Source organism: Mesorhizobium sp. M7A.F.Ca.US.006.01.1.1, from assembly GCF_003997935.1.
GTDB lineage: Bacteria > Pseudomonadota > Alphaproteobacteria > Rhizobiales > Rhizobiaceae > Mesorhizobium.
On record NZ_RZQL01000093.1, the window covers coordinates 1 to 24,383 of the forward strand.

Sequence of the window (24,383 nt, forward strand, 5' to 3'; positions counted from 1 at the left end):
CAGCCTCCGCCGAAAAGCTCAGATCGGAATAACCAAGGTGCTCGAAAGGCTGGGGATTGCACGCCTGCGGCACCTCGGTCCGGTGACAGATTTTCTTGGCATGCGGAAAATACTTGTTGCCGCCGCAATGGTCGAAGTGGAAATGCGAATTGACGACGACGTCGATGTCCTTCGGTTCGAGGCCGAGCAGCGCCAGGGCGCCGGGAATGGTCTGGTGTTTTTCCTGGATCGGCTTTTCGAACGGCAGCACTTTCATCACATGATCGTAGTCGTAGCCGGTGTCGATGAGGAACCGGCCCTCGGCATGTTCGATCAGGATCGAATAGACGGGGAAGCGCACTTCGCCGCCAGGGCCGCGATTCCAGAACACATGATAGCCGTCGAGGACGAGCGAGCCGCCGTCGAGCAGGTAAACCTTGGTATCCGACATTCTTGCCTCCTTTATTGGCGCAGGTCCCATCCACGCATGAATTGTCCTCAGCGCGCGCCGCGCTCGTATGGAATGCCGAGCGCCGCCGGCAGGCTGGCGCGCCGGCCGAACAGCACCAGCATGATCATCACCGCCAGGAACGGCAGCATCTGGATGATGTCGGTCGGTATGTTGATGCCGGCCACCTGCATGGCCGTCGTCAGCGACAGGCAGACGCCGAACAGCAACGCGCCGAACAGCACCCAGACCGGACGGCCGCGCGCCAGCATGGCCAGCACGATGCCGAGAAAGCCCGCGCCATTGGTGATGAACGGAATGAACAGGCCGGCCCCGACATTGGCGAGATAGGCGCCGCCGAGCCCGGCCAGCGCTCCGGTCGCCAGCACGGCGATGGTGCGGGTCCGCACGACGTCGATGCCCGCGACATCGAGCGCGGCCGGCTTGTCGCCTGCCGCCTGTAGGTTGAGGCCCAGCTGCGTGCGCCTGTAGATGTAGCCCATGCCAAAAACCAGCGCGACCGCCAGATAGACGATCAGATGATGCTTGAAGAATGCAGGCCCGATGACCGGGATGTCCGAAAGCAGCGGAATGACGGTCGCATCCGCCGCCGGCAGGCGCGGGTAGCTGCGCGAGAACTGGAAATGGTGGAGCAGTGCCGTCAGGCCCTCGAGCCCCAAGGTCAGCGCGATGCCGATAACGATCTGGTTCAGCCCGATGCGCACGCAAAGCAGCGCCATGACAAGCGCCACCGCAGCACCCCCGGCGGCACCGGTGAGAAAGCCCAGCCACAGCGATCCGGAATAGAAAGCGCCGACAAAGCCGAGATAGGCGCCGGCCAGCATCATGCCTTCGATGCCGATATTGAGCACGCCCGCCTTCTCGGAAATCTGCTCGCCGAGCCCGGCCAGCAGCAGCGGGATCGCCGCGGTGACGGCGCCGAACAGGAGCGCGCTGAGAAAGACTTCGCTGAACAGCCCGGTCATACCCTAGGCCCTCCGCGACTGGCTGTATCGGTGGTCGAAATATTCGGCGAGCGCGAGCACGATCAGCACGATGGAAACCAGCACCAGCGTGAAATGATTGGGCACGCCGAGCCGGCGCGCCGCGCTCTCGCCGCCGATCGAAAGCACCGAGAGCAGGAACACGAAACCGATGGCCGCAAAGCCGTTCATGCGGGCGAGAAACACGGCGGGTATCACCGCAAGCCCGTAGGCGGGATTCCAGTCGGCGCGGACATTGCCCTGGACGCCGATGATGTCGACGGCGCCGGCAAGGCCGGCCAGCCCGGCCGAAATGGCGAAGACGGCGACGGTCAGGCCGGGGACACCGAGCCCCGAGTGAACCGCCGCGCGTGGATTGGCGCCGACGATCCTCAGCTTCAGCCCGAACGCCGTGCGCGTCATCACCAGATGCACGATGACGATCGCCGCCAGCCCAAGCAGCAGGCCGCTGGTGATGGTCGTTTCGAACAGGCGCGGCAGCCGGTCCTCCACCGGCAGCGTGCGCGTCTGCGGCACGGTCGTGCTTGGGTCGCGAAACGCCAGCTTGACCAGCACATTGGCGAGCGAGGTGCCGAGGAACGTCATCATCAGCGTGGTGATGATCTCGTTGACGCCCTGATAGGCACGCAGCAGGGCCGGCACCAACGACCAGATCATCGCCACCACCATCGCGATAAGGAACGAGCAGAACAGCGCCAGCCAGGCTGGCATGATCTGCACGAACACGGGAGCGCTGGCAGCCGCCGTCACCGCGCCAAGCAGGAACTGGCCGTCGCCGCCGAGATTCCACATCCCGGCGCGAAAGGCGACGATCAGGCCGGCGGCAAGAAACAGCAGCGGCGCCATGCGCGTCAGTGTCTGCTGGATGCCGAGCGGCGAGAACAGTCCTTTCTCCAGCACGAAGCCGTAATAGGCAAGCGGGTCGACGCCGACCGCAAGCAGAATGCAGCCGGCTATGACGAGCGCGATGAAGATCGGGCCGAGCGTCATCAGCAGCCGGTGCAGGATGTCGCGACGCGTCGCCGCCCCGCTCGTGGCATCGAGTGCGGTGGCACTGACCGTGGGTGCGGTATCGATGCTCATGCGGCAAGTCCGATCATCAGGCGACCGACCTTTGTGCGGGCGTCGTCTACGTTCTCGACGGTGCCGACCAAAGCGCCGTCGGCGATGACGGCGATGCGGTCGCACATACCAAGCAATTCCTCGAGGTCGGTGGAGATCAGCAGCACGGCAAGGCCACGCGCCGCCGTGTCGCGAATGCGCTGGCGCGACGCCAATGTGTTGGCGAGATCGAGCCCATAGGTCGGCTTGTTGAAGATCACCACCTTGGTGCCTTCAGCCAGTTCCCGTGCCAGAAGCACCTTCTGGATGTTGCCGCCGGACAGCCGCGCAACGGGCGTCTTCAGGCTTGGAGTACGCACATCGTATTCGCGCACGAGTTGGGCGGCGCGCTTGTCGATCTCCGCGCGCTGCTCGACGCCGTTGCGCCAGAACGGGGCCGCGCCGACCTGCTTGAGGAAGAAGTTGATCGAGACCGGGAAGGTTCCGACAGTGCCCTCGCCCAGCCGGTCGTCTGTCAGGTAGCGAAGGCCGCGCCGGCGGCGCTCGCCGACGCTCAGCGTCTCGATGGCGGCGCCGTCCAGCCGCACCGAGCCGCTGGCAGCTATACGCTGGCCGGCCAGCGCTTCCGCCAGCTGCTTCTGGCCGTTGCCATCGATGCCGGCTATGCCGAGGATCTCGCCCGGGCGGATGTCGAAGGAGATCGACGACAGGCCCGGCGCATTGTCCGTCGGCGCGACCGCCAGATCCGCGACCTGAAGCAGCGGGGCCGTTCCGGCGCGGGCAGTGCGGACAGGACGCTCGACGGCTTCCGGATCATCCTTCTGCTTGCCGAACATCAATTCCACGATCTCCGAGACGATCTCCTGTTCACCCAGCGCGCGAAACCGCTCGGGCGGGATCTCGCCGACCTTGCGGCCAAGCTTCAGCACCGAGATGCGATCGCCGAAGGCAGCCGCCTCCTTGAGCTTGTGGGTGATGAAGACGATCGCCAGGCCCTGCTCGACAAGGCGGCGCATCAGCGCGCCCAGTTCGTCGATACCTTTCGGCGTCAGCATGGAGGTGGACTCGTCAAGGATGAGCAGCCGGCTGTTGCGCAGCATCGCGCGCAGGATCTCGACCTGCTGCTGCTCACCGAGCGACAACTCCGATACCTTCGCTTGAAGCTTGACGGTGATGCCGAGCGTGCCGGTGATCTCGGCGACGCGCGCCGCCAGTTCCTCGGTCCTGGGGCGCTGCCACCACGGCCCGCCAAGCAGGAGGTTCTCCGCCACCGTCAGCGTCGGCACCAACATCATGTGCTGGAATACGGTGCCAATGCCGAGTGCCAGCGCATGGCGCGGCGAGGTGATAGGGGTCGGTTTGCCGTCGACCAGTATGCGTCCTTCGTCCGGCTGCTGCAGGCCGGACAACATGCCGATCAATGTCGATTTTCCAGCGCCGTTCTCGCCCAGCAGCACATGCACTTCGCCCGGGCGGATCGACAGGTCGACGCTGTCATTGGCAACGATGCCGGGGAACCGTTTGGTCACGCCTTCAAGCGCGACGATGTCGCGCCCGGCAACGGACGATGAAGAAAAACCGCTCATGAAAAGCCTAGCACCAAAAAAACGGGAATCGTCCGGAGGGGTGAACGGATCACCCCTCCGGCAGTTGACCGTGATCGCCTTACTGGGCGACGCTGGTCATCAGTGCCCTGACGGCGGCCGCGTCATAGACCGGCTCGACCTTTATCTTGCCGGAAATGACGTCCTCGCGCAGTGCCTGGATTTCCGTCCAGACATTGTCCGGGATCGCAGCGGTCTTCAGCAGCTTGACCGAGTCGTCCTTGAGGCCGATCGTATAGTGTTTGGTGCCGAACGTGTCGGCCTTCAGGTCGGCAATCATTGCCGCATAGACCGGCTCGATGTTCCACACCACCGACGACAGCAGGAAGCCCTTGTCGATCGGCGACTTGTCGCCGATGACGTCGATGAAATAGACCTTGCCGCCATCGGCTGCCTTGGTCGTCTCGACCGCCTGCAGCATGCCGAAGCTCGAACCGTTGCCTTGGCCGAAGATGATGTCGGCACCCGATGCGATCACGCTTTCGGTGACGCGCTTGCCGCCGGCCGCGTCGCTGTAGGCGGCAGGGCCGATCACCGCATAGGTGATTTTGACGTCAGGGTTTTCCGCCTTCACGCCTTGTGCGAACGCCGCCGACTGCGAATTCCACGATGGCGGTTCGCCCGAGACGACGATGCCGACCGACTTGGAACGCGACACCTTGGCGGCGAGACGGCCGGCCAGATAGGCACCCTCGTGGCCGCTCAGCGTGTAGTCGGCGACAAGGCCCTTCTCCAGGCCGGCTGGCGTGTCGACGATCGCCACCGGAACTTTCAGTTCCTTGGCGATTTCGGGCGCCGAGGTGTTGTAGCCGCTGGCATGCGCGATCAGCAGGCTGGCGCCGTCGGAGGCAAGTTCCCGCAGGGTCGGACGAACGTCGCCATAGCCGAGGCCCTGGGCCACGACCACTTCGACGCCGGCGGCCTTGCCTGCCGCCTTGGCGGCGTCGATGCCTTGCTGGTTCCAGCCATAGTCCGTGCCTTCTTCGGGCGTCAGGATGGCGATCGACTTGACCTCGCCGGCAAGCGCGCCGCTCATCAAGACACCGGTCAATATAACTGCACTTACACTGTTCTTAAGAAGTTTTAACATGTTACCCTCTCTGTTGTTTTACCAATCAATATTCTTATTGTTATTGCGCGAAAGCGAGATAGACTGCCTAGGAAAAATTACATTGTGGAGCTCAGGCAAAGTGAAGATCCGTTATGCCCTTCCGGTGATGCTGGCGTTGTCGTCCTTCGCCAACGCGGTTGAGTTGCACCATGTCACCGTCCGCACCGGCACTGACGGGCTCGACATGGTTCCGTTGACGATTTCGAATGCGGGCAGCGAAGGCCTCTCCTGCAACGCCGACTTCGCCCACTGGTATTCAGCCGGGATCGCAACGATCGAGCCGGGCAAGAAGACCCGCGTCGAGCTCTGGTTCGATGCGAAGACCGGCACGTTCACGATCCTCAACGACAGGCGCGAGAACCTGCCCGTTGAGCGGCTCTGGTGCGGCCTGGCGAGCCGAGCATATGCCACCCGCGTGCAGGTCACGCTCGACCGCGCCGATGCGGCGAAAGGCGAGCGTGATGTGTCCTGCGCCATGGCGCTGGACAGCCTGGTCTGCCGGTAGGCGCTCATCGACCTGCCCGTTTGAACATCGTGCGCCCTATTCCTTCGCCAGGAATGCGTCGGTGAAGACGTCGTCCGCCGACAACGCCGTCTTGAGCACGCCCTGGTCCGTCAGCGTCTTGAGGGTCTCCTCCCACTGCGTCTTCGTCATCCAGCCGAGACCGTGTTCCTTGGTGTCGGCGCTGCTGAACGTCGATGCGATGTCGGCGTTGATCTGCGCCAGCAGCACATCCTTCTTGTCCGCATAGCCGGGCGCTGCCTTGGCCGTGATCTCGGCAGCCTCTTCCGGGTGAGCAACGACATAGTCGAACGCCTCCCGGTATGCCTTGACGAAGCGGCGCACGACGTCCGGCTTGTCCTTGATCATCGCCTGCGAGGTGAATAGGCCCGAGCCATAGGCTTTCCACCCATGGTCCGCTCCCATCATGATGCTAAGCGAGCCGGGGCCTCCGGCCTTCGCCTCCAGTTCGGGAACCTCGGCATCGATATAGCCGACGACCGTCTGAACCCGGCCAAGCAGCAAATAGCTTTCATAGGGAGGCGAGACGCTGTTCAGCGTCATGTCCTTTTCGGTCAGGCCGTTGGCGGCCAGGAAGCCTTTGAAGAAGATGTAGGTGGAACCGGCCGGATGAATGCCGATGGTCAGTCCCTTGAGGTCGGACGGCTTGGTGAGCTTCAGCGTCTTGGCCAGCGAAATGATCCCCAGCGGCGAGTGCTGATTGACGGCTGCCAGCGCCACGACCGGGACATTCTGCGACCGTGCGACGGCAAGCGTGGGAAGATCGCCGAACCCGAAATCCGCGTTCTCATTGCCCACCAGCCGCATCGCGTCCGGCGAGCCGGATCCCTTGCGGATCTCGGCCACATCGATGTCGTTCTTGGCGAAGAAGCCCTTTTCCTTGCCGACGAAGAACATGGCGTGATTGCCGCGCACCACCCAGTCGAGCTGGACGTTGACCTTGTCGGCCGCCAGAGCCGCGCTGGAGAAGCCGAGTGCCGTGACAAACGCCGCGAAGCTAGCGGCCTTGATAAGTGAGCGTCTCAGCATTTTTTGTTCCCTTTTATGAATTGGTTGATCGAGCGGGCCTAGGACTGGCTAAATTTCGGCGCCCACGGCACCACGATGCGTTCGAGGATCTCGGCGGCGTAGTAGAAGGCGATGCCAAGCACCGAAACGAGCAGCAGCGCTGCGAAGACCAGCGCCGTGTCGAGCTGGGTCGAAGCGAACTGGATGACGTAGCCGAGACCGTCCGACGCCCCGGCGAACTCACCGACGATGGCGCCAATCACGCTCAACGTGGCGGCGATCTTGGTTCCGGCCATCAGGTTAGGCAGCGAGTGCGGAACGCGGATCCTGAACAGGATCTGCGTCGGGCTGGCCCCGACGGAATTCATCAGCGACAGCAGCGAGCGGTCGACCGATTGCATGCCCGCCAGCATGGAGAGCGTCACCGGGAAGAAGGCGATGACCAGGATCAGGCCGATCTTGGGCGCCAGCCCATAGCCGAACCAGAGGATGAAGATTGGCGCGAGCGCGACTTTCGGCACGTTCTGGAACAGCACCACCAGCGGATACAGCGCGCGTCCCAACCAATCGAAGCGCACGATGACCAGCGCAATGGCAATGCCGACCACGACCGAGACCAGGAAGCCGAACAGGATCTCGCCCGCCGTCACCAGCGTCGCCTGCATCAGCGTGCCCCATTGCGCGACCAGCGACTTCGCGATCTCGGAAGGGGCGGGAATGATGAAGGCGGATATGGCAAAGATCCGTACCGCGGCTTCCCACAGCACGATCGTCACCAGCAGCAGGATAACCGCCGGCAGCCAGCTGCCGGTCGCAGCACTCCAGCTGGAGGCGAGGCGCGGCTCGGAAAGATCGGTGATGGGCTGGTCGCTCAAGACGCGCCTCCCGGTTGATGGCTGGAGCGCAGCATCGTCCGCAACTGGACCACCAGCCTGACGAACTCCGGATCTTCGGTGACCGACAGGTCGCGCGGATAAGGCAGCGCAATGTCGAGGCTCTCGGTGATCCGCCCGGGCTTGATCCCCAGCACGTGAACATGGCGCGACAGATGGATGGCCTCGTCGATGGAATGGGTGACGAGTACGATCGTCTTGCCGGTCCGCTGCCAGATCTCCAGCAGCGACTGGCCCATCGAATCGCGGGTGATGGCATCGAGCGCGCCGAACGGTTCGTCCATCAGCAGCACCGCAGGATCGAGCGCCAGGGCCCGTGCAATGGCGACCCGCTGCCGCATGCCGCCCGACAGCTCGTTTGGCCGCTTGTGGGCGCTATCGCCCAGCCCCACCAGTTCCAGCATCTCCTGCCCGCGCGCCCGCAGATCCGAACGCGACAGCGATTTGTCGGCGATGCCGAGCAGCAGCGAGGCATTGTCGACGGCGTTTTTCCAGGGGAGCAGGTTGGCGTCCTGGAAGACGAGGCCGATCATCCGCTTGCGCGCCGCCTCGGTCGGCGCGAGCCCGGCGATCGAAACGCTGCCCTGGGTCGGCTGCACCAGCCCAGCCAGCACCTTGAGCAAGGTGCTCTTGCCACAGCCGGAAGGGCCGATAAGGGAAACGAACGATCCCTTGGGCACCGAAAGATCGATGTTGCTGAGTATCAGCTGCCGGGCGATGACCACCGAAACGCCTTTGGCGGAGATCAGATCGTCATGGCGGATATGGGCCGGCCTGTCGCCGGCGGCTCGGATGGTTTCAATGCGCATGGCTTGCCGCCCTGCGCGCTGTTTTCTGTCGCACCCGCACCATCTTGATGGCGAAGGCGCCCTTCACACAAACAGCCGACCGGTGGAACTCCTCGAACCGGCCTACCCTGTGCGCACCATGTGACATTGGCTACTCCCGGCCTTCCAGGATGCGGCGCACCGCGACGAGCTTGCGCGCCCGTTCACCTTGCAGCGCTTTTGTCTGCTCGGGCGTGTAGGCAAACATGCCTTCGCCCGACTTGATGCCGAACTTCGACGCAGCCGTTTTCTCCAGCACCATCGGCGCGACATCGTCGCGGTTGGAGAGATCGGCATTCAGGAAGGACGAGACGGACTTGTAGATATCGAGGCCCGCCATATCGAGCAGCGCCATCGGGCCAATGACGGCGATCTTGTAGCCGATGCCCCACGACACGCAGGTGTCGAGGTCTTCCGGCTCGATGACGCCGCGCTCGACAAGGTCGACTGCCTCGCGCAACAGCGCATAGAGCACGCGGTTCTCGACGAAGCCCGGAACATCCTTCTTCACCACCACCGGCAGCAGGCCGATCGAGCGGATGAGATCGCGGATAACAGCCACGGTTTCAGGCGCGGTCTTCTCGCCGCCGATCACCTCGATCATCGGGATGATGTGCGGCGGGTTCGACCAGTGCATGCCGACCATCCGCTCGGGATGCGAGATATGCGCCTGCAGCTTGGTGATCGGGATGCCCGACGTGTCGGACGCGACGATGACGGACGGGCCGATCAGCGGATCGATGTCGCGATAGGTCTGCGCCTTGATGTCGATATTCTCGGGCACGTTCTCGATCACCAGTTCGGCGCCATCGACAGCCTCGGCGATCGTCTCGACGAAACGCACGCTGCCGGCGCCAGTCCCGGGCACCTTGATGTCGAGACGGTCGAGCACGCCGCCGGCGAGATCAAGCATGCCGCGGGCGCGCTCGATTGCCCCTGGCGAAACATCATACGCCGTCACATCGAGCCCGCCGCGCGAAAGCCGCGCGGCGATGCCTGGACCCATCGTTCCCAGTCCGATGAGAGCGGCGCGCTTGATCATCATGCGGCCTTTGCGGGAGCAGCAGTGGTTGCCGCCTTGAAGGCCGGCCGAGCGGCGATCGCGGCCACCCAGCGCTCCAGATTGGGCATCGAGGGCCGGTCGATCTTGAAGTCGATGCAGCGCTTCAGGATCGGCGCGCAGGCAATGTCTGCAAGGGTCAGCTTGCCGAGCGCCAGGAAGTCCTTGCCGGCCAGGTGGCCGTCGACGATCTTGAGCTGCGCGACAAGGTCCTTCACTTGTTCCTTGTATTCGGGGGTCTGTTCCTCGGGCGTGAGCTTGGCGCCCTTGAAGGCCGCCAGGTAGCCCGGATTGACCGCTGCCAGCAGGAAGTCCATCCAGCGCTCGACCTCGGTCTTTTCCGCCGGCGTGGTGCCATTCAAGTGTTCGCCGCCGGATGCCGCGAGATAACGCAGGATGGTGTTGGACTCCCAGATCACGGTGTCGCCGTCGACCAGCGTCGGCACCTTGGAGGTCGGGTTGAGCGCCTTGTATTCCGTCGTCTGCGTATTCTCGAACTGGCGGCCATAATCCTCGCGCTTGTAGGATGTTCCCAACTCTTCGAGCATGAAGAGCACCTTCTGGACGTTGCCTGACGTCTGGCGGCCTAACAGCTTGTACATGTCGTCTCCTCGATTGTGTCCCAAGCCTACTTGCTCGCCGGCAGCGGCTTGTAGACGATGGCGTCCATTTCGATCTTGGTGTTGATGACCGCCTTTGCCTCGACGGTCGTGCGTGCCAGAACGGCGTCGCCGATCCCTTCGAGGAACGCCTTGTTGTAGCGGCCGAAATCGCGCGTATCCTCGAGATAGGTGGTGATCCGCACGACATCCGACAGCGTCGCGCCTTCATGCGCGATGACGCGCGCGATGGTCTTCAGCGTCGCCAGCGTCTCTTCCTCGATCGTGCCGCTGATCATGTTGTTGTTCTCGTCCTTCGGCACCTGGCCCGAGACGAAGATGAAATCGCCGGCACGCACCGCCGGATGAAACGGCAGGTTCGGGTTCTTGTTGCCGATGGCGTAGTGGCTGGCGGATTTTCGCGTGCTGTCGCTCAACATACCCCCCCTAGAGAACACTGGTTTCGATGATGTCGACGCCGCGGATGCGGTCGATCAGGTAGACGATGCCGCGGTCGTCGATGGTCACGTCGTTGGACGAGGAACGCTCCGCCCCCTCCGGCGCGTCGGGCATGAAATGGCCGACTTCCTTTGGCGCGAACGGATCGGCGATGTCGACGAGACGCAGCCCCTGCGCGAACCACGCAAAGGGAATGACGGTTCCATTGAACCGCTCGGAGGGCTGGTGGCAGCCCGTCATCGGCGGTTGCGGCGCCCCATCCGGGTCCAGGCCCGGCACCTGGAAGGTCGAGATCGGCAACGGGTTGGTTTCGTCGGTGATGTCGTAGATCCAGGTGAAGGCCGGTGGCGAAGGTCGCAGTTTGGCGACATCCTCGTCCGCCACCACCATGATGTTGCGGCCCTTCAGCAACTGCGGGATCGGCAGGCAGGTGTGGGTGGGATGGGGAAAGCTCGGGCTCGAATTGACGTGCGAGACCAGTTTCGGGTTGGTGATGTCCGAAATGTCGAGAATGAACAGACCGTGATGCCAGTAGCTGACATAGAGCCGGTCGCCCATGCGCAGCGGATGGTGGCAACGCGGCGTGACATAGTCGTGCCACGGATATTCTTCGCCGCCCCCGGTCCACTGGCCGGGTATCCACCAGCGGCCTACCTCGACCGGATGTGCCGGATCGATCAGGTCGAGGATCATCACAATGTTGCCGACATAACCGTCGGCGGTCGGCGAGATGTAGGCGTAACGGCCGTCGAAGTCGTAGCGGTGGACGCCCTTGCCGCCGGTTATCCATTTCGAAATGAGCTTGGGCTGCGCCGGCTTGGTCGTGTCGTAAAGCGCCAGTCCGCCGCCGAAATCGGCCGGGCCGGCGTCGCCAAAGCGCTCGTGGTTGATGATCATCAGCCCGTCCTTGGCGCGCACCTTGTGCGAGTGCCAGCCGGGCGGGACATCGATCGTCGTAATTTTGCGCGGATTGCGCGGGTCGGAAATGTCGACCAGCGTCGTGCCGCTCGGCGGCCGCATGTGGCCGATATAAAGGATGTTGCCATCGACCCAGACCTGGCCGCCGCCTGGACAGTCGACATGGCCGATCTGCTTGGTGTTGAACGCCGAAACCAAATGCATACGCCCTTGCTGCTGAAATCTTATTTCGATGTCCGCGCCGCCGATGACGGCGCGGACAGTGTTTGCCGAAGGACAGGAACTAGACGAGGCGGAGCAGATCGCCGGCCTGGTTGCGGCCCCAGCGCTTGTAGAGGAGCAGCGCCTTCTGCGTCGGCGCATCGGTGGCGCCGAAGAAGATCACCGGCTCGCTCGACGAGCCGTTGACATGCTCGACCCAGGAACCGCCGGGTATGGCGATGGTATCGAACTGGTTCCAGTCATAACGTTTGCCGTCGATGATCGAATGGCCGTTGCCGCGGAACGGCGCCAAGAGCAGGCTGGCGGTCTCGCGCTGCGGCAAGGTCTTCTCGCCGGGGCGCAGCATCTGCACGTAGAAATTGATGGTGTGGAAGACGGGGCCGCCGGTGGTCGGATCGACATAGTCGATGACGATGCCTTCATGGGGGTCGCCATCCCAATCCTTGTGGGCATCGAGGACCGCTTCCATCTTCTCCCAGCGGTAGACGTACATCGGCGACGACAGGCCGCCGCCGCGCTTGTGGTCGACGAAACGCGGCATCAGGCCGCCCTCGCCATAGATGCGCTGTGAGTAGTCGCTGGGATAGCGGGCGGTCTGCACCTTCTTCTCGACTTCCTTGCCGTCGACCATCTCGGTATATTTGTGGTCGAAATGGACGGCATGCAGCGTTTCGACCAGCGGCAGGTCGAGCACAGACAGGTTGACCGCCTGCTCGCCGCCGACGGTGCCATGATTGTGCCAGGCGTCGTTGGGCGTCAGCACCATGTCGCCCGGGCCGAAGACCACGTCTTCGCCCTCGACGCCGGTGAAGTTGCCCTTGCCGGTCAGGCCGAAGCGAATGGCGCTCGGCGAGTGCTTGTGCGGCGGCATGATCTCGTCGGGATCGTTCAGGCGGTATGCGGTGTACATGGTGCTGACAGATGCACGCTTGGGCGCAAGACCGGGATTGACCAGGATCAGCGAACGGCGCTCGCTGTCGTCCATGGTCACCAGTTCGGCGGCGCGCTGCAGCAGCGGCTCGATGTCTGAATAGGACCACACGAAGGGAACGGCCTTCGACGTCGCCATCAACTGCTTGATCTCGTCATGGTCGACGCCTTCCGACGTCGCCCAGAACGGAAACATGTTCTTTGCGTAGAGGGCGTCATAGAGGCCCTTGAGTGCTGCCTTCTTGTTGGTGAGCACATCGTTAGCTGGTTGCGCCAGGGACATATCGGACACCTCTCGTCACGAAGAAAATACTTCTAACCAACTCAACCGTATTCGCATTGGTTTTGCTCGACAATACCCAAATTGCGAATTTTATAAGTTTTTGGTTGAGGTGCATTTTTGAGAGGCAAATGCCCAGAAATAGGCAGAAACAGCCTAGAAATGCACGAAATGTGGCTGGCAATCAGGGCGTGAAACCGCTCCGTCACGGCCATGCGGACACGCATGGCAGTCCAACCAACGCAGTTTTTCGCCTCAACCAAAAGACTTTGGTTGCATTCCGGCCGCCTTATCAGGCCGCCACGCTCTGTTGAGCGCGGCTGCGGATCAGATCCGCGGCCTTTTCGGCGATCATGATGACCGCCGCATTGATGTTGCCGCAAACGAGGTCTGGCATGACCGAGGCGTCCACGACACGAAGTCCGGCAATGCCGCGCACCCGCAATTCCGGATCAACCACCGATGCCGCATCGACGCCCATACGGCACGTGCCGGCCGGATGATGCACGGTGATCGAGGTCTTGCGGATATGCTCGTCGATCTCTTCGTCGCTCTCGCATTTCGGGCCGGGGAAGAACTCCGCGCCAACGAACGGAGCCATGGACGGCTGGCTGGCAAGGTTGCGCGCAACACGAAAGCCGGCGCGAAGCGACTGCCAGTCGCGCTGCGAGGACAGGAAATTCTGATGGATCAGAGGCGCGGCGACCGGATCGCTGGACGCCAGCTTGACGCTGCCGCGGCTCTCCGGCTGCACCGCAACGATACGGGTCGCAAAGCCGTCGGCGAACGGCGCCTTGAACGGCAACATGTAAGGCCATGCCCCAAGCGGTGCGGCGGTGAAAAGCAGCTGTACGTCCGGCAGCGGCCGGCTTGCGTCGCTTTTCAGGAATGCCACGACGCCGCCAGGCACATCTCCCGAAAAGCCCTTTCCGGTGAGATAGGTCTTGACGAAATCCAGCCCGATACGATCGGCCCGCATCATCTTGAGAAACGGTCCCGGCTGTTTGCGCCGATACATCAGGATGACCGAAACATGGTCCTGCAAATTCTTGCCCACCTGCGCTCGATCGACTTTCGTCTCGATGCCATGCGCCGCCAGCTCGCCGCTGTCGCCGATACCCGATAACATCATCAGTTGCGGCGTGTTGATGACGCCGCCGGCAAGCAGGACTTCGCGCCGCGCCAGAACTTCATGGCTCGCCCCGCCTCTGGTGTAAGCAATGCCCGTTGCACGGCCATCCCTGAGCAGGATCTTCGTCGCCATCGCGCCGGTCAGCACCTTGACATTGCCGCGGCGCATGGCGGGCCGCAGATAGGCGGTCGCGGTCGAGCAGCGCCGGCCGTTGGCAATTGTCATCTGCAGGCGGCCGAAGCCTTCCTGTATGGCGCCGTTATAGTCGTCGGTCTGCGGATATCCGGCATCACGGCTGGCCGTCGCGAAGGCATCGATCAGTTCGTCCTTGTAGCGGCAGAACTGGGTGTTCAGCGGCCCGCTGCCGCCGCGATACCGGCTTTCGCCTCCTTCCCAGCGCTCCTGCTTCTTGAAGTAGGGCAGCACCTTGTCGAACGACCAGTCCGTCAGGCCGCTTGTCGCCCAGCGATCGTAGTCGCCGCGATTGCCGCGCACATAAGCCATGGCGTTGGTTGAGGAAGAGCCGCCGATGACCTTGCCGCGCGCGCATTCGACCTTGCGGCCGCCGACATTGGCCTCGGGCTCGCAGAAATACATCCAGTCGTGGCGGCGCTCGGTCAGTATCTTGCCCCAGCCGAGCGGGATGTGGATCATCGGATCGCGGTCCCAATCCCCAGCCTCCAGCAGAAGCACCGACACTGCAGGGTCTTCGCTCAGCCGGTTCGCCAGCACGCAGCCGGCCGATCCCGCACCGACAATGACGTAGTCAAAGGTTTCGCCAGCCGGCATGCGTGATCCTCGGGAGAAAGACGGCCCGCCGCGATGGCAACCGTCGACATGGGCAGTCAACCATCGCGCAACTGGTGTTGTCAACCATTGCATACAGTTGTAGATTGGTTGAATTGGTTGAGTGCCGTCGAACAGGTTTTCGTGTCACAATATGATGTCGGGACGTTGAGTCGGCGGTCTGCCGATCGGACAGGAGATTTGGTTTTGAGCGCATTCGAGCCGCAGGTCGGACCATCGGATCTCGACGACATCATCGCCGCGGTCCGCCAGTTGCAGCAGGGTGGCGGCAAGCTTCCGTCCGAGCGCGATCTTGCGGAACATCTGAGCGTCAAGCGCCATCAGCTTCGCAAGGCGCTTGAAGTGCTGCGCCTTTCGGGCGACCTCAAACCGGCGCGTGCCAGGCGGGCGCCGACCGCCCTTCCAAGATACGGCGAGGAACTGGTCAGGGTAACCAATCCGATCGAGGTCCTGGAATTGCGCCTGATCATGGAGCCGGGCCTTGCCCGACTGGCGTCGCTGCGCGCCTCCTCTTTCGAGACGGCGCGGATCCTCGACGCGGCAACCACGCCGGAGAACGCCCCGTCGGGTGAGGTCGACTTCGCTTTCCATCTCGCGATCGTTGCCGCGGCCCGGAACCACCTCGCCGCGGAATTCTACAAGATGCTGCGCCAGGTCGGCGTCGATGCGCGGGTGAAGGTTGCGCGCACCGCAGCCCCCACCTGCCCCAAGCGGATCGCCCACCGCGACGGCGAGCATCGCCTGATCGCCGAAGCGATCTCGCAGCGCGATCCCGAAGCGGCAGAGGCCGCAATGCGCGCGCACCTTTTGTCCGTGCAGAGACAGATCATGGAACGGTCGAATGCCGGCGCCTTTGCCGCGTGATCGTATCAGCTTCCGACATTGAGCCTGTGCGGGGAATTTCAAATTGAAACGTCATTTCGACGTGCTGGTGATCGGCGCGGGATCCGCAGGCTCGGTTGTTGCCAGCCGGCTCAGTGAAGACCGATCGTGCCAGGTCGGCCTCATCGAGGCAGGGGCGATGCCGGCCGATCCCGATATCGCCGATCCGCTGAAATGGACGATGCTCCAGGGCCGCGCCTACGACTGGAGCTACCGGACCGTGCCCCAGCCCTTCACCGCCAACCGCGTCCATGAATGGCCGCGCGGCAAGATCTTCGGCGGCTCGAGCTGCCTGCATGCAATGGCCTATGTGCGCGGCCATGCCGATGATTTCGAACCCTGGGCGCAAGCCGGCGGCGAGCGCTGGTCCTATCGGGGGTTGTTGCCGGGCTTCATCCGCAGCGAAGCCTTCACTGCCTTCGACGGGCCGACACGCGGCAAGAGCGGCCCGCTGGACGTCTATCTGCCGGACGCCGAGGTCAGTCCGATCGTGCGTGCCTACATCGCCGCCGGGCGATCCATGGGCGCTCCCGCCCTGAGCGACCACAACAGCGGCGAACTGGTCGGCACCAGTCCCAATTCACTCAATATACGCGACGGCAAGCGCCTGAGCGTCGCCGACGCCTATCTGCCGCCGCGGGTCATGGCGCGGTCGAACCTGACCTTGCTCGCCGGCCACGAGGTCGAGCATCTGGTGCTGGACGGCCACAAGGTCACGGGAGTGAGCGTGGCGTGCGAGGGCGAGACCGGAACACTCTCCGCCGACCGGATCGTCCTTTGCGCCGGCGCCGTGTCCTCGCCGCTCATCCTCATGCGGTCGGGCATTGGTTGCCCGGATACGCTGAAGCAGGCTGACATACGCTGCCTTGCCGATCGCCGCGAGGTGGGCCGCAACCTGCAGGATCATCTGCTGGCTCTCGGAAATGTCTACAGCACGAAGAAGCCGGTGCCGCCGTCCCGCCTGCAGCACTCCGAATCGCTGATGTATCTGCTCAGCGACGACCCTACCCGCTCGACGGGAAGTCCCGATATCGTGCTCGCCTGCGTCGTCGCTCCGTCAGCGGCCGAGGGCCTGAAGACCCCGCTTTATGGCTCCGCCTTTACCATCCTGTGCGGCGTCACCCACCCGACAAGCCGCGGGCGCATCGCACCAAGCGGGCCGGGCCGCAACGATGCGCCTGTCATCGACCCGCATTATCTCGAAACCGAACACGACCGCGCGACATTCAGGATGGCGTTGAAGCGGGCGCGCATGGTCGGCCATCATGCGGCTCTGGACGAATGGCGCGATACGGAGATCCTGCCAGGTGCACCGGTTCAGTCCGATGCCGAACTCGATGCTTTCATCGCCAGGGCTGCTTCCACCCATCACCATCCGGCCGGCACCTGCCGGATGGGTCGTGACACTGAGGCCGTCGTCGATCCTGACTTGCGGCTGAACGGCTTCGACAATGCCTTTGTCGTCGACGCCTCGGTGATGCCGGCGATCCCGAGCGGACCGATCAACGCGGCGATCGTCGCCATCGCCGAAACCTGGGCGGCGTCTTCACGGGTTACCCCGCCGGCAGCGTGAGGGCGTCCGCGTCCGACAATTCCCCTGGCTCCGGTTCCCGGCGACTATCAGCTATGGAGATGCGTCAGCTCAAACGCCGCTCCGTCCTGGACGCCGGCCATGCGCTGCTCGGCGGACCGGAACATGTCCGCGAACTCCACCTGGTTCTCGAACACCACGCCACCGACCTTGACGTTCAGGGCATCCTCGGTGCCTTTTGGCGCGAAATAGACTTGCGCGATGCGCGCCCTGATACGCTCGCCGATTTCCCTGGCTTCTGCTTCGGTCGCGCCGGCGAGGAAAACCCCGAACATCGACGTCCCCATACGTCCAACCAGATCCTCCGCGCGCACTGACGATTGTATGGTTGAGGCTATGAGCCGCAAGGCTTGATCGCCCCATTCAAGACCAAAGCGCAGGTTGATGGACCGCAGATGCTCCGAATGGATGACCAGGAAGGCGCCGGATTTCGGCCCCGGCACCGACGGCCTTGCGGTTCTTTTTTCGACCATCGACGTGAAGACCGCTCCGTTCAGGCAGCCGGTCGTGGTGTCGAAGGTTGCCGACTTGTCGAGTTCCCGGCGATAGCGACGAAGCTCGATCTGTTTCAATCCAACGAACAGAAAAAGCGGAACACCAAGAACAACAGGCAACAGGATTGCCGTGACCATGCTGCGCCCAAATGGCGTCAGCGCCTCCGAGAACAGAAGCAGATAATTGAGACCGACGGAAACGCCCAGGATTGCAGCGGTTCCCAGAAAGGTCAGCAAAGCGACGCCTTTCCATGCCTGGTCGGTGGTGCTCGCCATAGTCTTTGTCACTGGCCGATCTCCTGTGGATGGGCTTGTATAAGGCCGGTGTGTTGCAATTTCAGTTTCAAGGAACATTGCAATTTAATCGATTGCGCGATGACCCCATCAAGGCTGCGCCCGTGGCGGTTAACAAACAAAACATCAGGGATTGAATGACAGCCTATTGTGCCGGGCCGAACATGCCCATCTCCGCGTCCCTGGCTGTCGCCTCCGCCTTGCCGTAGATGCCGCTCGGCAGCGCCGTGGCCCAGCCGTTGGAGACAAGCCAGGCGCCGACATCCTGCTTGCCCAGCCTGCACGGTGCGGCGACGGCAAAACGCTCGACATCCGGCGGTACGAAACAGTGCAGCGCGCGTCCCCTCAGCCAGGAATTGAAAACGGCGCGGGCGCGCACGCCGCAAGGCCAGGTGACGTCATGAAACGAGCAGGAGCTGTCGAGATCGATGCCTCGCACTCCGCTGATGACCACCTTGCGGCCCATGGCTTCGAACATCGCCGATGATGTGGCAACCGGGCGGTAGAGCAAGACCTCCCGCCAATCCCTGGGCATCGGCGATTTCGGGGGCACGGCGAGACCGAGCTCGCTGAGCGGCGGACGGGGCTCGGTCCGTTCGATCTCAGCGGGATCAAGCCGTGGCGGAGCGATCAGGTCTTGAGCAACCTTGCGCGCCGGCTCCAGGCGTTGTGCGCCGGCAACCGGTGCAACCGGCCGGATAGGCTGCGTATCGTCAACATCCCGCGACCGGGCACGGACAGGCCGATCGACCGAAAGCAACGCCCCGCCCTGAATGATCAGCAGGATCCCCGCCAGGAGCAGGAGGCTTCCAAGTGCGATCGCCAAGCGGCTGCGGCCCGGCCTAGCCATCAGCTTGAACAGGATCCCAGGGATTTGCGCCGGTCAGAAACCCGACGTCGATTTGGCAACCAGCTTGAGCGCACCTTTTTCAATCCGATAGAACGGCATCGAGCGTTGGCTGGATCCGTCGGCCCGAAACCGGAACAGGCCGGTCGACCCCCGAAAGCCGTTTGGATTCTCAAGAACCTTTTTGCTGAAACCATCGGGCCCGACCGCGCTGGCAATCCCTGCCGTCAGGGCAACCATATCATAGGCGTAGGCCACATTGACGTCAGCCGGATAGTTGTATGTCGTCCTGAAGCGGTCGGCGATCGGCCCGGTTTCACTTGGATCGAGCGTGGCGATAAACGCCCCCTCGAAGAGCGGATCCATGGGGTGCTCCAGCCAACGGTTCGTTCCGACGACGGAGATAGTCTTTCCCGGAATGCCTTTCGATTTGAGGGCGGCAAGGACAGGCGACGGACTGCCATTGCCGCTGGCGACAATGACGGCGTCGGGGGCGTCCACGAGCGAGCCCATTTCGTCGACCGCCTTCGCGCCACCGTCGCCGGCAGAATATCGGAGAGTGACCGCGAGCGCCGCGCCGTAGATGCTGAGGCCGTTTGCGACCCGCTTCTCCATGGCGCCGGCGTTTGGGCCATCCGCGACAAGCAGTACGAACTTCTTGCTGCCTTTCGCAGCCAATCCCGCGGCGCCCGCGGCGGCGCTGTCCGCTTCGCCAAGGAGCACGGCATAGACCCCGGGGCCGCCAGCGAAATTGTCGGCGAGCGCCAGAACCGGTGGCCGCTTCGATCCCGAAAGCGTGGCAATATGCTGGGCCGCAGGTAGCTCGGTCGGGCCGATGACGACTTTAGATCCCGTCGTAATGGCCGTGACCGCCAGTTTGCCGGCCAGTGTGCTGTCGCCTTTGGTGTCTTCTACCGTCAGCGTCAGCAATCCGTTGCCGATATCCGTCATCGCCAGCTTGGTCGCATCGAGCATCTTCCTGCCGTTTTCCCCGGCCGTTCCTGGGGCGGACAGCGGCAGCAGCATCGTGACTTTGGTCGAACCGGTGCCCAGCGACTGGGTCGCCTGGACGGGACCGCCACCGGCGGCGCCGTTCTGCCCGCCAGGCGCGGCAACCGCCGCCGGATCGAGCACTTCGGACACGCCGCCCTTCGACTGGCAGCCCGACACGATCGCGGCGAGCGCCAAGGCGATTGCCCATGTCCGCGGACAGTGGACCTGTCGGCCAGCTTCCATGAATGCTCCACCCCTATGAGCCGCCGGATATTGTTCCCGGTCTGGTCTTCAACGCATGTTACGGCGGACTTGCAGTGCCGTCTGTAGTTCTTTTAGCCGCCGAAAAGCCTGCCTCTGAGCGCCCTGATCTGCCTTGCTTGCCCCGCACTTCGATAGTCGGCGCATTTCATGTATCGCGGCCCCGGCACGAACACGCGGCGCACGCAAACACCCTTCGCCTGGGCAGGGGCTCCACCCTCCCCGCCTGGCGAAAATGCGGAAAAGCCGAACGTCGCCACCGGCAAAGGCCCGGTCACTTCGATCCCTTCCCTTGCCAGGATTGCCCGCGCACGCTGGCAGTAGCGAACCGAAAGGGCCGAGAACCGGCTTTCATTGTGCCCGGCGCGATACTTCATGACGGTGGTGCACAAATCGCCCGCGGCGAGCCTGTTGGCCTGTGCAAGATATTTGACCCCCAGCGCGATGTTGGCCGCCGGCGCGCTGAGATCGTCCAGGGAACCTCGAAAGCCGAGCATTCTGGCCGTCGCCGGCATCACCTGCATCAGGCCGACTTCGCCGTCGGCGCCTTGCACGTCGGGATCGAAACCGCTTTCGATCTCCATCACGGCATGTGCCAGCAGCGGCTCCAGGCCATAGATCGACGCCTGGCAACTGGCAAATGCCTTGAAAGCCTGCCGGGTCCACTCCGTGGCCGGATCACAGCGCACCGGTTGCTTCAGGCCGGGCGAAAGCTGTTGTTTCGCGGACGGTCGTTCCAGCCAGTTGGCACCGGCCGGCGTAGCCGTTTGGACAAAGCCAAGCAACACGATCGCGCCCGCGACCGCCTTCAGGAAGTATCCGTCGGCTGTCATGGTGGCCAACAGGCGTGGCTATCCGGTCAGTGCATGTACTCGACCATGCGATCGTGAAAACACTCGCATTTGTTGAGGTAGTCTTCGTCCTTGTAGTTCGTCTTCAGGTAGCCATAGGCCTTGCCGCAAGCGACCTTGGCCTCAGACGCCCAGACGAAGACGGGACGCGACGAGTTGATCCACTCCGAGCTGTTGGCGACGGCAACCGACTCGTCCATCAGCTTCACAACCTCCTGCTTCAGATCGACGATGTTGTCGTTCAGCACCAGGTTGGAGGTGCCGACGACACGGCAAATGTCGCCGGTCGGGCCATCGATGATGTCGGCGGCATACCCCGTCGACCCGACTGCCAGCAACAGCGTCGCAGCGGAAACCAGCAGTCTTGCAGAACGTTTCATGTTGAGCTCCCCTAGATATTAGCGATGTATAACATAATCGCGTGGCCACGCGCTATGGCGTTAGATCGTTGCCGTGTGTTGCACATGCGCCGTGTCATCGTAGAGTATCGTGATCGTGCCCGCGGCAGGTGCGTTCTGCAACGCGGCGACGTCCACGAAATTGGCCGCATTGCCCGAACCAGTGGTATCGACGCTCAGTGTCTTCGTGTCGGCGTCGTAGTGCACATAATCATTGATGTTGCTCCCCGACGCCGTATCGAACAGCGCGCTCAGGTCGATCTTGTCGCCCTCACCACCAGGGCCTGTGCCGTGGTAGTCGGTGATGAGATCCTTGATGTCGAGGTTGTCGAGCTTGAAGGTATCGGCGCCCGTGGTTCCTGTTTGTCCGGTGGTATCGAAATTGCCGAAGCCGATGTCGGCAACCGCACCCGTCTCGCCGCTGGCGGTGGTGAAAGTCGATCCACCATAGGTCAAGACAGAACCGTCTTCCGAAACGGAGTGCTGATTGTCGCTTGTAAGCCCGATCTCGACGATGCCCAAGGCCGCAAGACTCTTGAACTCGCCTGGATCCGACACACCGTTGCCGTTGGCATCCTGCCAGACGCCAAACTGCGAGAAGTCGTGATCGGCGGCGGTCAGCTTGCCATCATGGTTCGTGTCATAGAGCTGCTCAAGCGCGACAAGATCGGTCGCGGCGCCAGGTGCTTGCTGGGTGAAGACAAACTCCGACGCATTGCTCACCTTACCGTCGCCGTTGAGATCGATCGCCAGGATGCCGTCATGCTGGTCGACCCAGGCGGTCTTCGAGGCGACGCCGTCGCCGTTATAGTCGTACGAAATCGTCGAGTGCGCCAGATCGGTGGTGTGGATTCCGTCGTGGTTGAGGTCGAGCACGATCGGAGCGGCGACGTCGAAAGGCGTCAGGCCGCCGGCCACGTGGACAGTGAAATTTGCCGTTCCTGTTGTGTCTCCATCGCCATCCGTGAGTTGCAGCGTCACTGGAATTGTATGGTCGACGGTGGTGGAGACCACCCCGATTTCGCTTAGGTTGAGCTTAAAGCCATTGGGTGTGTGGGCGTCATATACGTCGACCCATGCGATCTGTTTGCCGGCCGACGATTGGATTGTCTGCCCCGTAGCCCCAGTCCCGGATATGAAGGACTCCGTGGTTCCATCCACATAGTGGGCGACGTACTCGATCTTGTCGCCCACGTCGAGTGTCTTGTTGTATGAGAACGTGACAAAGCCGGCGTTGGCCAGAGTGCTGGGCGGCGACGGCGCCCCATAGGAACCAGCGCCGTCGTAGTCGTTGAGCGCTCCGAAGTCGAAACGCATGAACTGGCCTGTAAGGAAATTGTTGCCGCCGAGGCCCCAGCCCTGATTCGAGCCGTTAACATCGTTTCGCTGCGTCAATGTCGGAATGTCGCCGGCCAGCCAGGCCGCTTCGTGCGCGGCGTTAAAGGTACCGCCGGCGTCGGTGGGCGCCCAGCCCGTCACCATAGTGACCAACTGGTGGTTCGTGGGGTTCTCCACGTATTTGTTCGTCGTCGGACCGCTGCCGAGCGCGCCGTCCGACGCGTTCGGCAGTTTGGTCACCGTGCCATCGAGCGGTGCCAGCAAATTGAATACATATTGTCCCGACGTGCCGGCGTTGGGATCTACAGTGATGGTGAGAACAGCCGTATCGCCCGCATCGAGGTTCCCGTCGTTGTTGTTGTCGGCATAGGCGGTCAACACATTGCCCGACTGGTCCGTGATGAGATGGTGGCCGGCCGAGGTCACGCCTGCTGTGTTAGCAGTGATCGTCATCGCGGCCCCGGCTCCGTCGGCGCCGGCGATAAAGTGGAGTGTTCCAACCGCCGGCGTTTGCACCGGATCGTTGCTGGTCTGCTGGCTTTGCACCGTGCCCAACGTCGGCACGTCGTCTTGCACATTGATATTGACGATACCGGTGGTTGTGTCGCCGTCGGTATCGGTCGCCACGACCCCGACATTGCCGATCGAGCTGATCTGAGCACCATTCGCCACAATGTGCTGCAGGTTATCGCTCAGGGTCGCCGTTACGGTGACGCTGCTTGTCGCTCCAGCCGCGATGGATCCGGGCGCGTTCAGGTTGAGCGTCACGGCAAGCTGCGTATGAGCGGCGTCGAGATACCCCTTGATCTGTGCGCCAGACACCGATTGCCAGAAGATGTCCTGGCTGCCGTTTCCATCCAGGTCGGTGACTAGGCCTGCCGTGCCCGAGAACGCGAATGAGGTCAAAGCGTCCGAACCCGCCGTGAACGACAGAGCCGGCGTGCTGTCGGTCTCCGTGGTCAGGGTTGGGTTTGAACCCGTCGCTCCGGCCGTCAACAGCGCGGCCTCGTTCAGGTCCAGCGTAACCGGCGTGGGCGTTGCCGCGACAGCCCCGTCATTGATGGTGATCGTCAGCGTCGTCGGCGAGGTGTCACCGTCGCCGTCCTTCAGCGTGTAGGTGAAGGTATCGGTCACCGGCGATGCATTGCTGATGTTGGAATTGGCGACGTAGCTGTACTGTCCGCTCGCATCGATCGTCAGCGTGCCGTACTGGCCGTTGATGACCGTGTTGCCGCTGATGTCCAGACCGGCGCCGCCGACATTGTTGCTCTGGATGTGGCTCACGCTGGCGCCGTCGGCACCTTTGGTGTCAGCGCCCGTGTCGGTATCTCCGACATCGCCCGCCGAAGCATCCGTGATGACGTTGCCGCTCGCCGTGCCACCTTCGGTCACGCTGTCGGTGTCGGCAACCGCCGTCGGCACGTCGTCGACGATGGCGATCTGGAACGAGGCGCTTGGATCGTCGGCCACGTTGCCGTCGCTGTCGGCGACATGCACCGTGAACGTCTCGAATGGCGTCGCGTCCGTGGCATGATTGACGTTGTGCTCCAGCGTGTAGCTGTAGTTCA

At 62.9% G+C, this 24,383-nt stretch carries 22 protein-coding genes and 1 pseudogene; 3 read left to right on the top strand and 20 right to left on the bottom strand.

What is annotated here, in order from left to right; all coding sequences use genetic code 11:
* From EN943_RS17580 to EN943_RS17600, 5 genes and pseudogenes are all read right to left on the bottom strand, one after another.
* Window positions 1-430: pseudogene (locus tag EN943_RS17580) on the bottom strand (4-pyridoxolactonase); the annotation flags it as partial.
* 47 nt (window positions 431-477) lie between these two features.
* Window positions 478-1,413, bottom strand: coding sequence for an ABC transporter permease (locus tag EN943_RS17585; protein WP_127413841.1), 936 nt, complete (start codon window positions 1,411-1,413; stop codon window positions 478-480).
* 3 nt (window positions 1,414-1,416) lie between these two features.
* Window positions 1,417-2,514, bottom strand: coding sequence for an ABC transporter permease (locus tag EN943_RS17590; RefSeq protein ID WP_127413843.1), 1,098 nt, complete (start codon window positions 2,512-2,514; stop codon window positions 1,417-1,419).
* Window positions 2,511-4,079: an ABC transporter ATP-binding protein gene (locus EN943_RS17595; protein ID WP_127413845.1), complete on the bottom strand. Its 1,569-nt coding sequence runs from the start codon at window positions 4,077-4,079 to the stop codon at window positions 2,511-2,513. Before EN943_RS17595 ends, EN943_RS17590 begins: the two co-directional genes overlap by 4 nt.
* A 79-nt stretch (window positions 4,080-4,158) precedes the next feature.
* A complete protein-coding gene (locus tag EN943_RS17600; protein WP_127413846.1) occupies window positions 4,159-5,187 on the bottom strand; it encodes a BMP family protein in 1,029 nt (342 codons plus the stop codon).
* A 100-nt stretch (window positions 5,188-5,287) separates the two neighbouring features.
* On the opposite strand from EN943_RS17600, the gene EN943_RS17605 reads away from it, so the two are divergent.
* On the top strand, window positions 5,288-5,713 hold the full coding sequence (locus EN943_RS17605; RefSeq protein ID WP_127413848.1) for a hypothetical protein: 426 nt from the start codon (window positions 5,288-5,290) through the stop codon (window positions 5,711-5,713).
* 36 nt (window positions 5,714-5,749) lie between these two features.
* Here EN943_RS17605 and EN943_RS17610 read toward each other — a convergent pair whose 3' ends face one another.
* The 9 genes from EN943_RS17610 to EN943_RS17650 all read right to left on the bottom strand — a co-directional run bounded on the left by EN943_RS17610 (window position 5,750) and on the right by EN943_RS17650 (window position 14,848).
* Complete coding sequence (locus tag EN943_RS17610) at window positions 5,750-6,760, bottom strand: ABC transporter substrate-binding protein (protein ID WP_127413850.1); 1,011 nt, start codon at window positions 6,758-6,760, stop codon at window positions 5,750-5,752.
* 38 nt (window positions 6,761-6,798) lie between these two features.
* Window positions 6,799-7,614, bottom strand: a complete 816-nt coding sequence (locus EN943_RS17615; protein ID WP_127413852.1) for an ABC transporter permease — start codon at window positions 7,612-7,614, stop codon at window positions 6,799-6,801.
* Window positions 7,611-8,441 (bottom strand): ABC transporter ATP-binding protein, encoded by an 831-nt coding sequence (locus tag EN943_RS17620; protein ID WP_127413853.1) that lies wholly within the window; start codon window positions 8,439-8,441, stop codon window positions 7,611-7,613. The genes EN943_RS17615 and EN943_RS17620 overlap by 4 nt, the downstream gene beginning before the upstream one ends.
* Window positions 8,442-8,571: 130 nt before the next feature.
* Window positions 8,572-9,501, bottom strand: a complete 930-nt coding sequence (gene fhmpcd1 / locus EN943_RS17625; protein WP_127413866.1) for a 5-formyl-3-hydroxy-2-methylpyridine 4-carboxylate 5-dehydrogenase — start codon at window positions 9,499-9,501, stop codon at window positions 8,572-8,574.
* On the bottom strand, window positions 9,501-10,121 hold the full coding sequence (locus EN943_RS17630; protein ID WP_127413855.1) for a glutathione S-transferase family protein: 621 nt from the start codon (window positions 10,119-10,121) through the stop codon (window positions 9,501-9,503). Before EN943_RS17630 ends, fhmpcd1 begins: the two co-directional genes overlap by 1 nt.
* 26 nt (window positions 10,122-10,147) lie before the next feature.
* Entirely contained in the window at window positions 10,148-10,555 is a 408-nt protein-coding gene (locus EN943_RS17635) for a RidA family protein (protein WP_024505125.1), read from the bottom strand.
* 10 nt (window positions 10,556-10,565) lie between these two features.
* Window positions 10,566-11,699, bottom strand: coding sequence for a hypothetical protein (locus tag EN943_RS17640; protein ID WP_164778235.1), 1,134 nt, complete (start codon window positions 11,697-11,699; stop codon window positions 10,566-10,568).
* A gap of 79 nt (window positions 11,700-11,778) precedes the next feature.
* A complete protein-coding gene (locus tag EN943_RS17645; protein WP_024505127.1) occupies window positions 11,779-12,930 on the bottom strand; it encodes a cupin domain-containing protein in 1,152 nt (383 codons plus the stop codon).
* Between the two features lie 289 nt (window positions 12,931-13,219).
* A complete protein-coding gene (locus tag EN943_RS17650) occupies window positions 13,220-14,848 on the bottom strand; it encodes a choline dehydrogenase (protein ID WP_127413857.1) in 1,629 nt (542 codons plus the stop codon).
* Window positions 14,849-15,052: 204 nt separating this feature from the next.
* On the opposite strand from EN943_RS17650, the gene EN943_RS17655 reads away from it, so the two are divergent.
* On the top strand, window positions 15,053-15,730 hold the full coding sequence (locus EN943_RS17655; RefSeq protein ID WP_013529856.1) for an FCD domain-containing protein: 678 nt from the start codon (window positions 15,053-15,055) through the stop codon (window positions 15,728-15,730).
* Between the two features lie 43 nt (window positions 15,731-15,773).
* On the top strand, window positions 15,774-17,321 hold the full coding sequence (locus tag EN943_RS17660) for a GMC family oxidoreductase N-terminal domain-containing protein (protein ID WP_164778236.1): 1,548 nt from the start codon (window positions 15,774-15,776) through the stop codon (window positions 17,319-17,321).
* 47 nt (window positions 17,322-17,368) lie between these two features.
* Here the strand turns inward: EN943_RS17660 and EN943_RS17665 are convergent, their stop codons facing one another.
* From EN943_RS17665 to EN943_RS17690, 6 genes are all read right to left on the bottom strand, one after another.
* Window positions 17,369-18,121 carry a GGDEF domain-containing protein gene (locus tag EN943_RS17665; RefSeq protein WP_127413859.1) on the bottom strand — a complete coding sequence of 251 codons (753 nt, stop codon included), beginning with the start codon at window positions 18,119-18,121 and terminating at the stop codon, window positions 17,369-17,371.
* Window positions 18,122-18,272: 151 nt separating this feature from the next.
* The gene (locus EN943_RS17670) at window positions 18,273-18,977 is read right to left on the bottom strand and encodes a thermonuclease family protein (protein ID WP_127413861.1); all 705 of its coding nucleotides are present in this window, start codon (window positions 18,975-18,977) and stop codon (window positions 18,273-18,275) included.
* Between the two features lie 33 nt (window positions 18,978-19,010).
* Complete coding sequence (locus EN943_RS17675; protein WP_245475885.1) at window positions 19,011-20,162, bottom strand: ABC transporter substrate-binding protein; 1,152 nt, start codon at window positions 20,160-20,162, stop codon at window positions 19,011-19,013.
* Between the two features lie 140 nt (window positions 20,163-20,302).
* The gene (locus EN943_RS17680; protein WP_127413871.1) at window positions 20,303-21,061 is read right to left on the bottom strand and encodes a transglycosylase SLT domain-containing protein; all 759 of its coding nucleotides are present in this window, start codon (window positions 21,059-21,061) and stop codon (window positions 20,303-20,305) included.
* 26 nt (window positions 21,062-21,087) lie between these two features.
* Complete coding sequence (locus EN943_RS17685; RefSeq protein ID WP_127322349.1) at window positions 21,088-21,459, bottom strand: hypothetical protein; 372 nt, start codon at window positions 21,457-21,459, stop codon at window positions 21,088-21,090.
* Window positions 21,460-21,519: 60 nt separating this feature from the next.
* Window positions 21,520-24,383: type I secretion C-terminal target domain-containing protein (locus EN943_RS17690; protein ID WP_127413865.1), on the bottom strand; the 2,864-nt coding region annotated here is incomplete at its 5' end.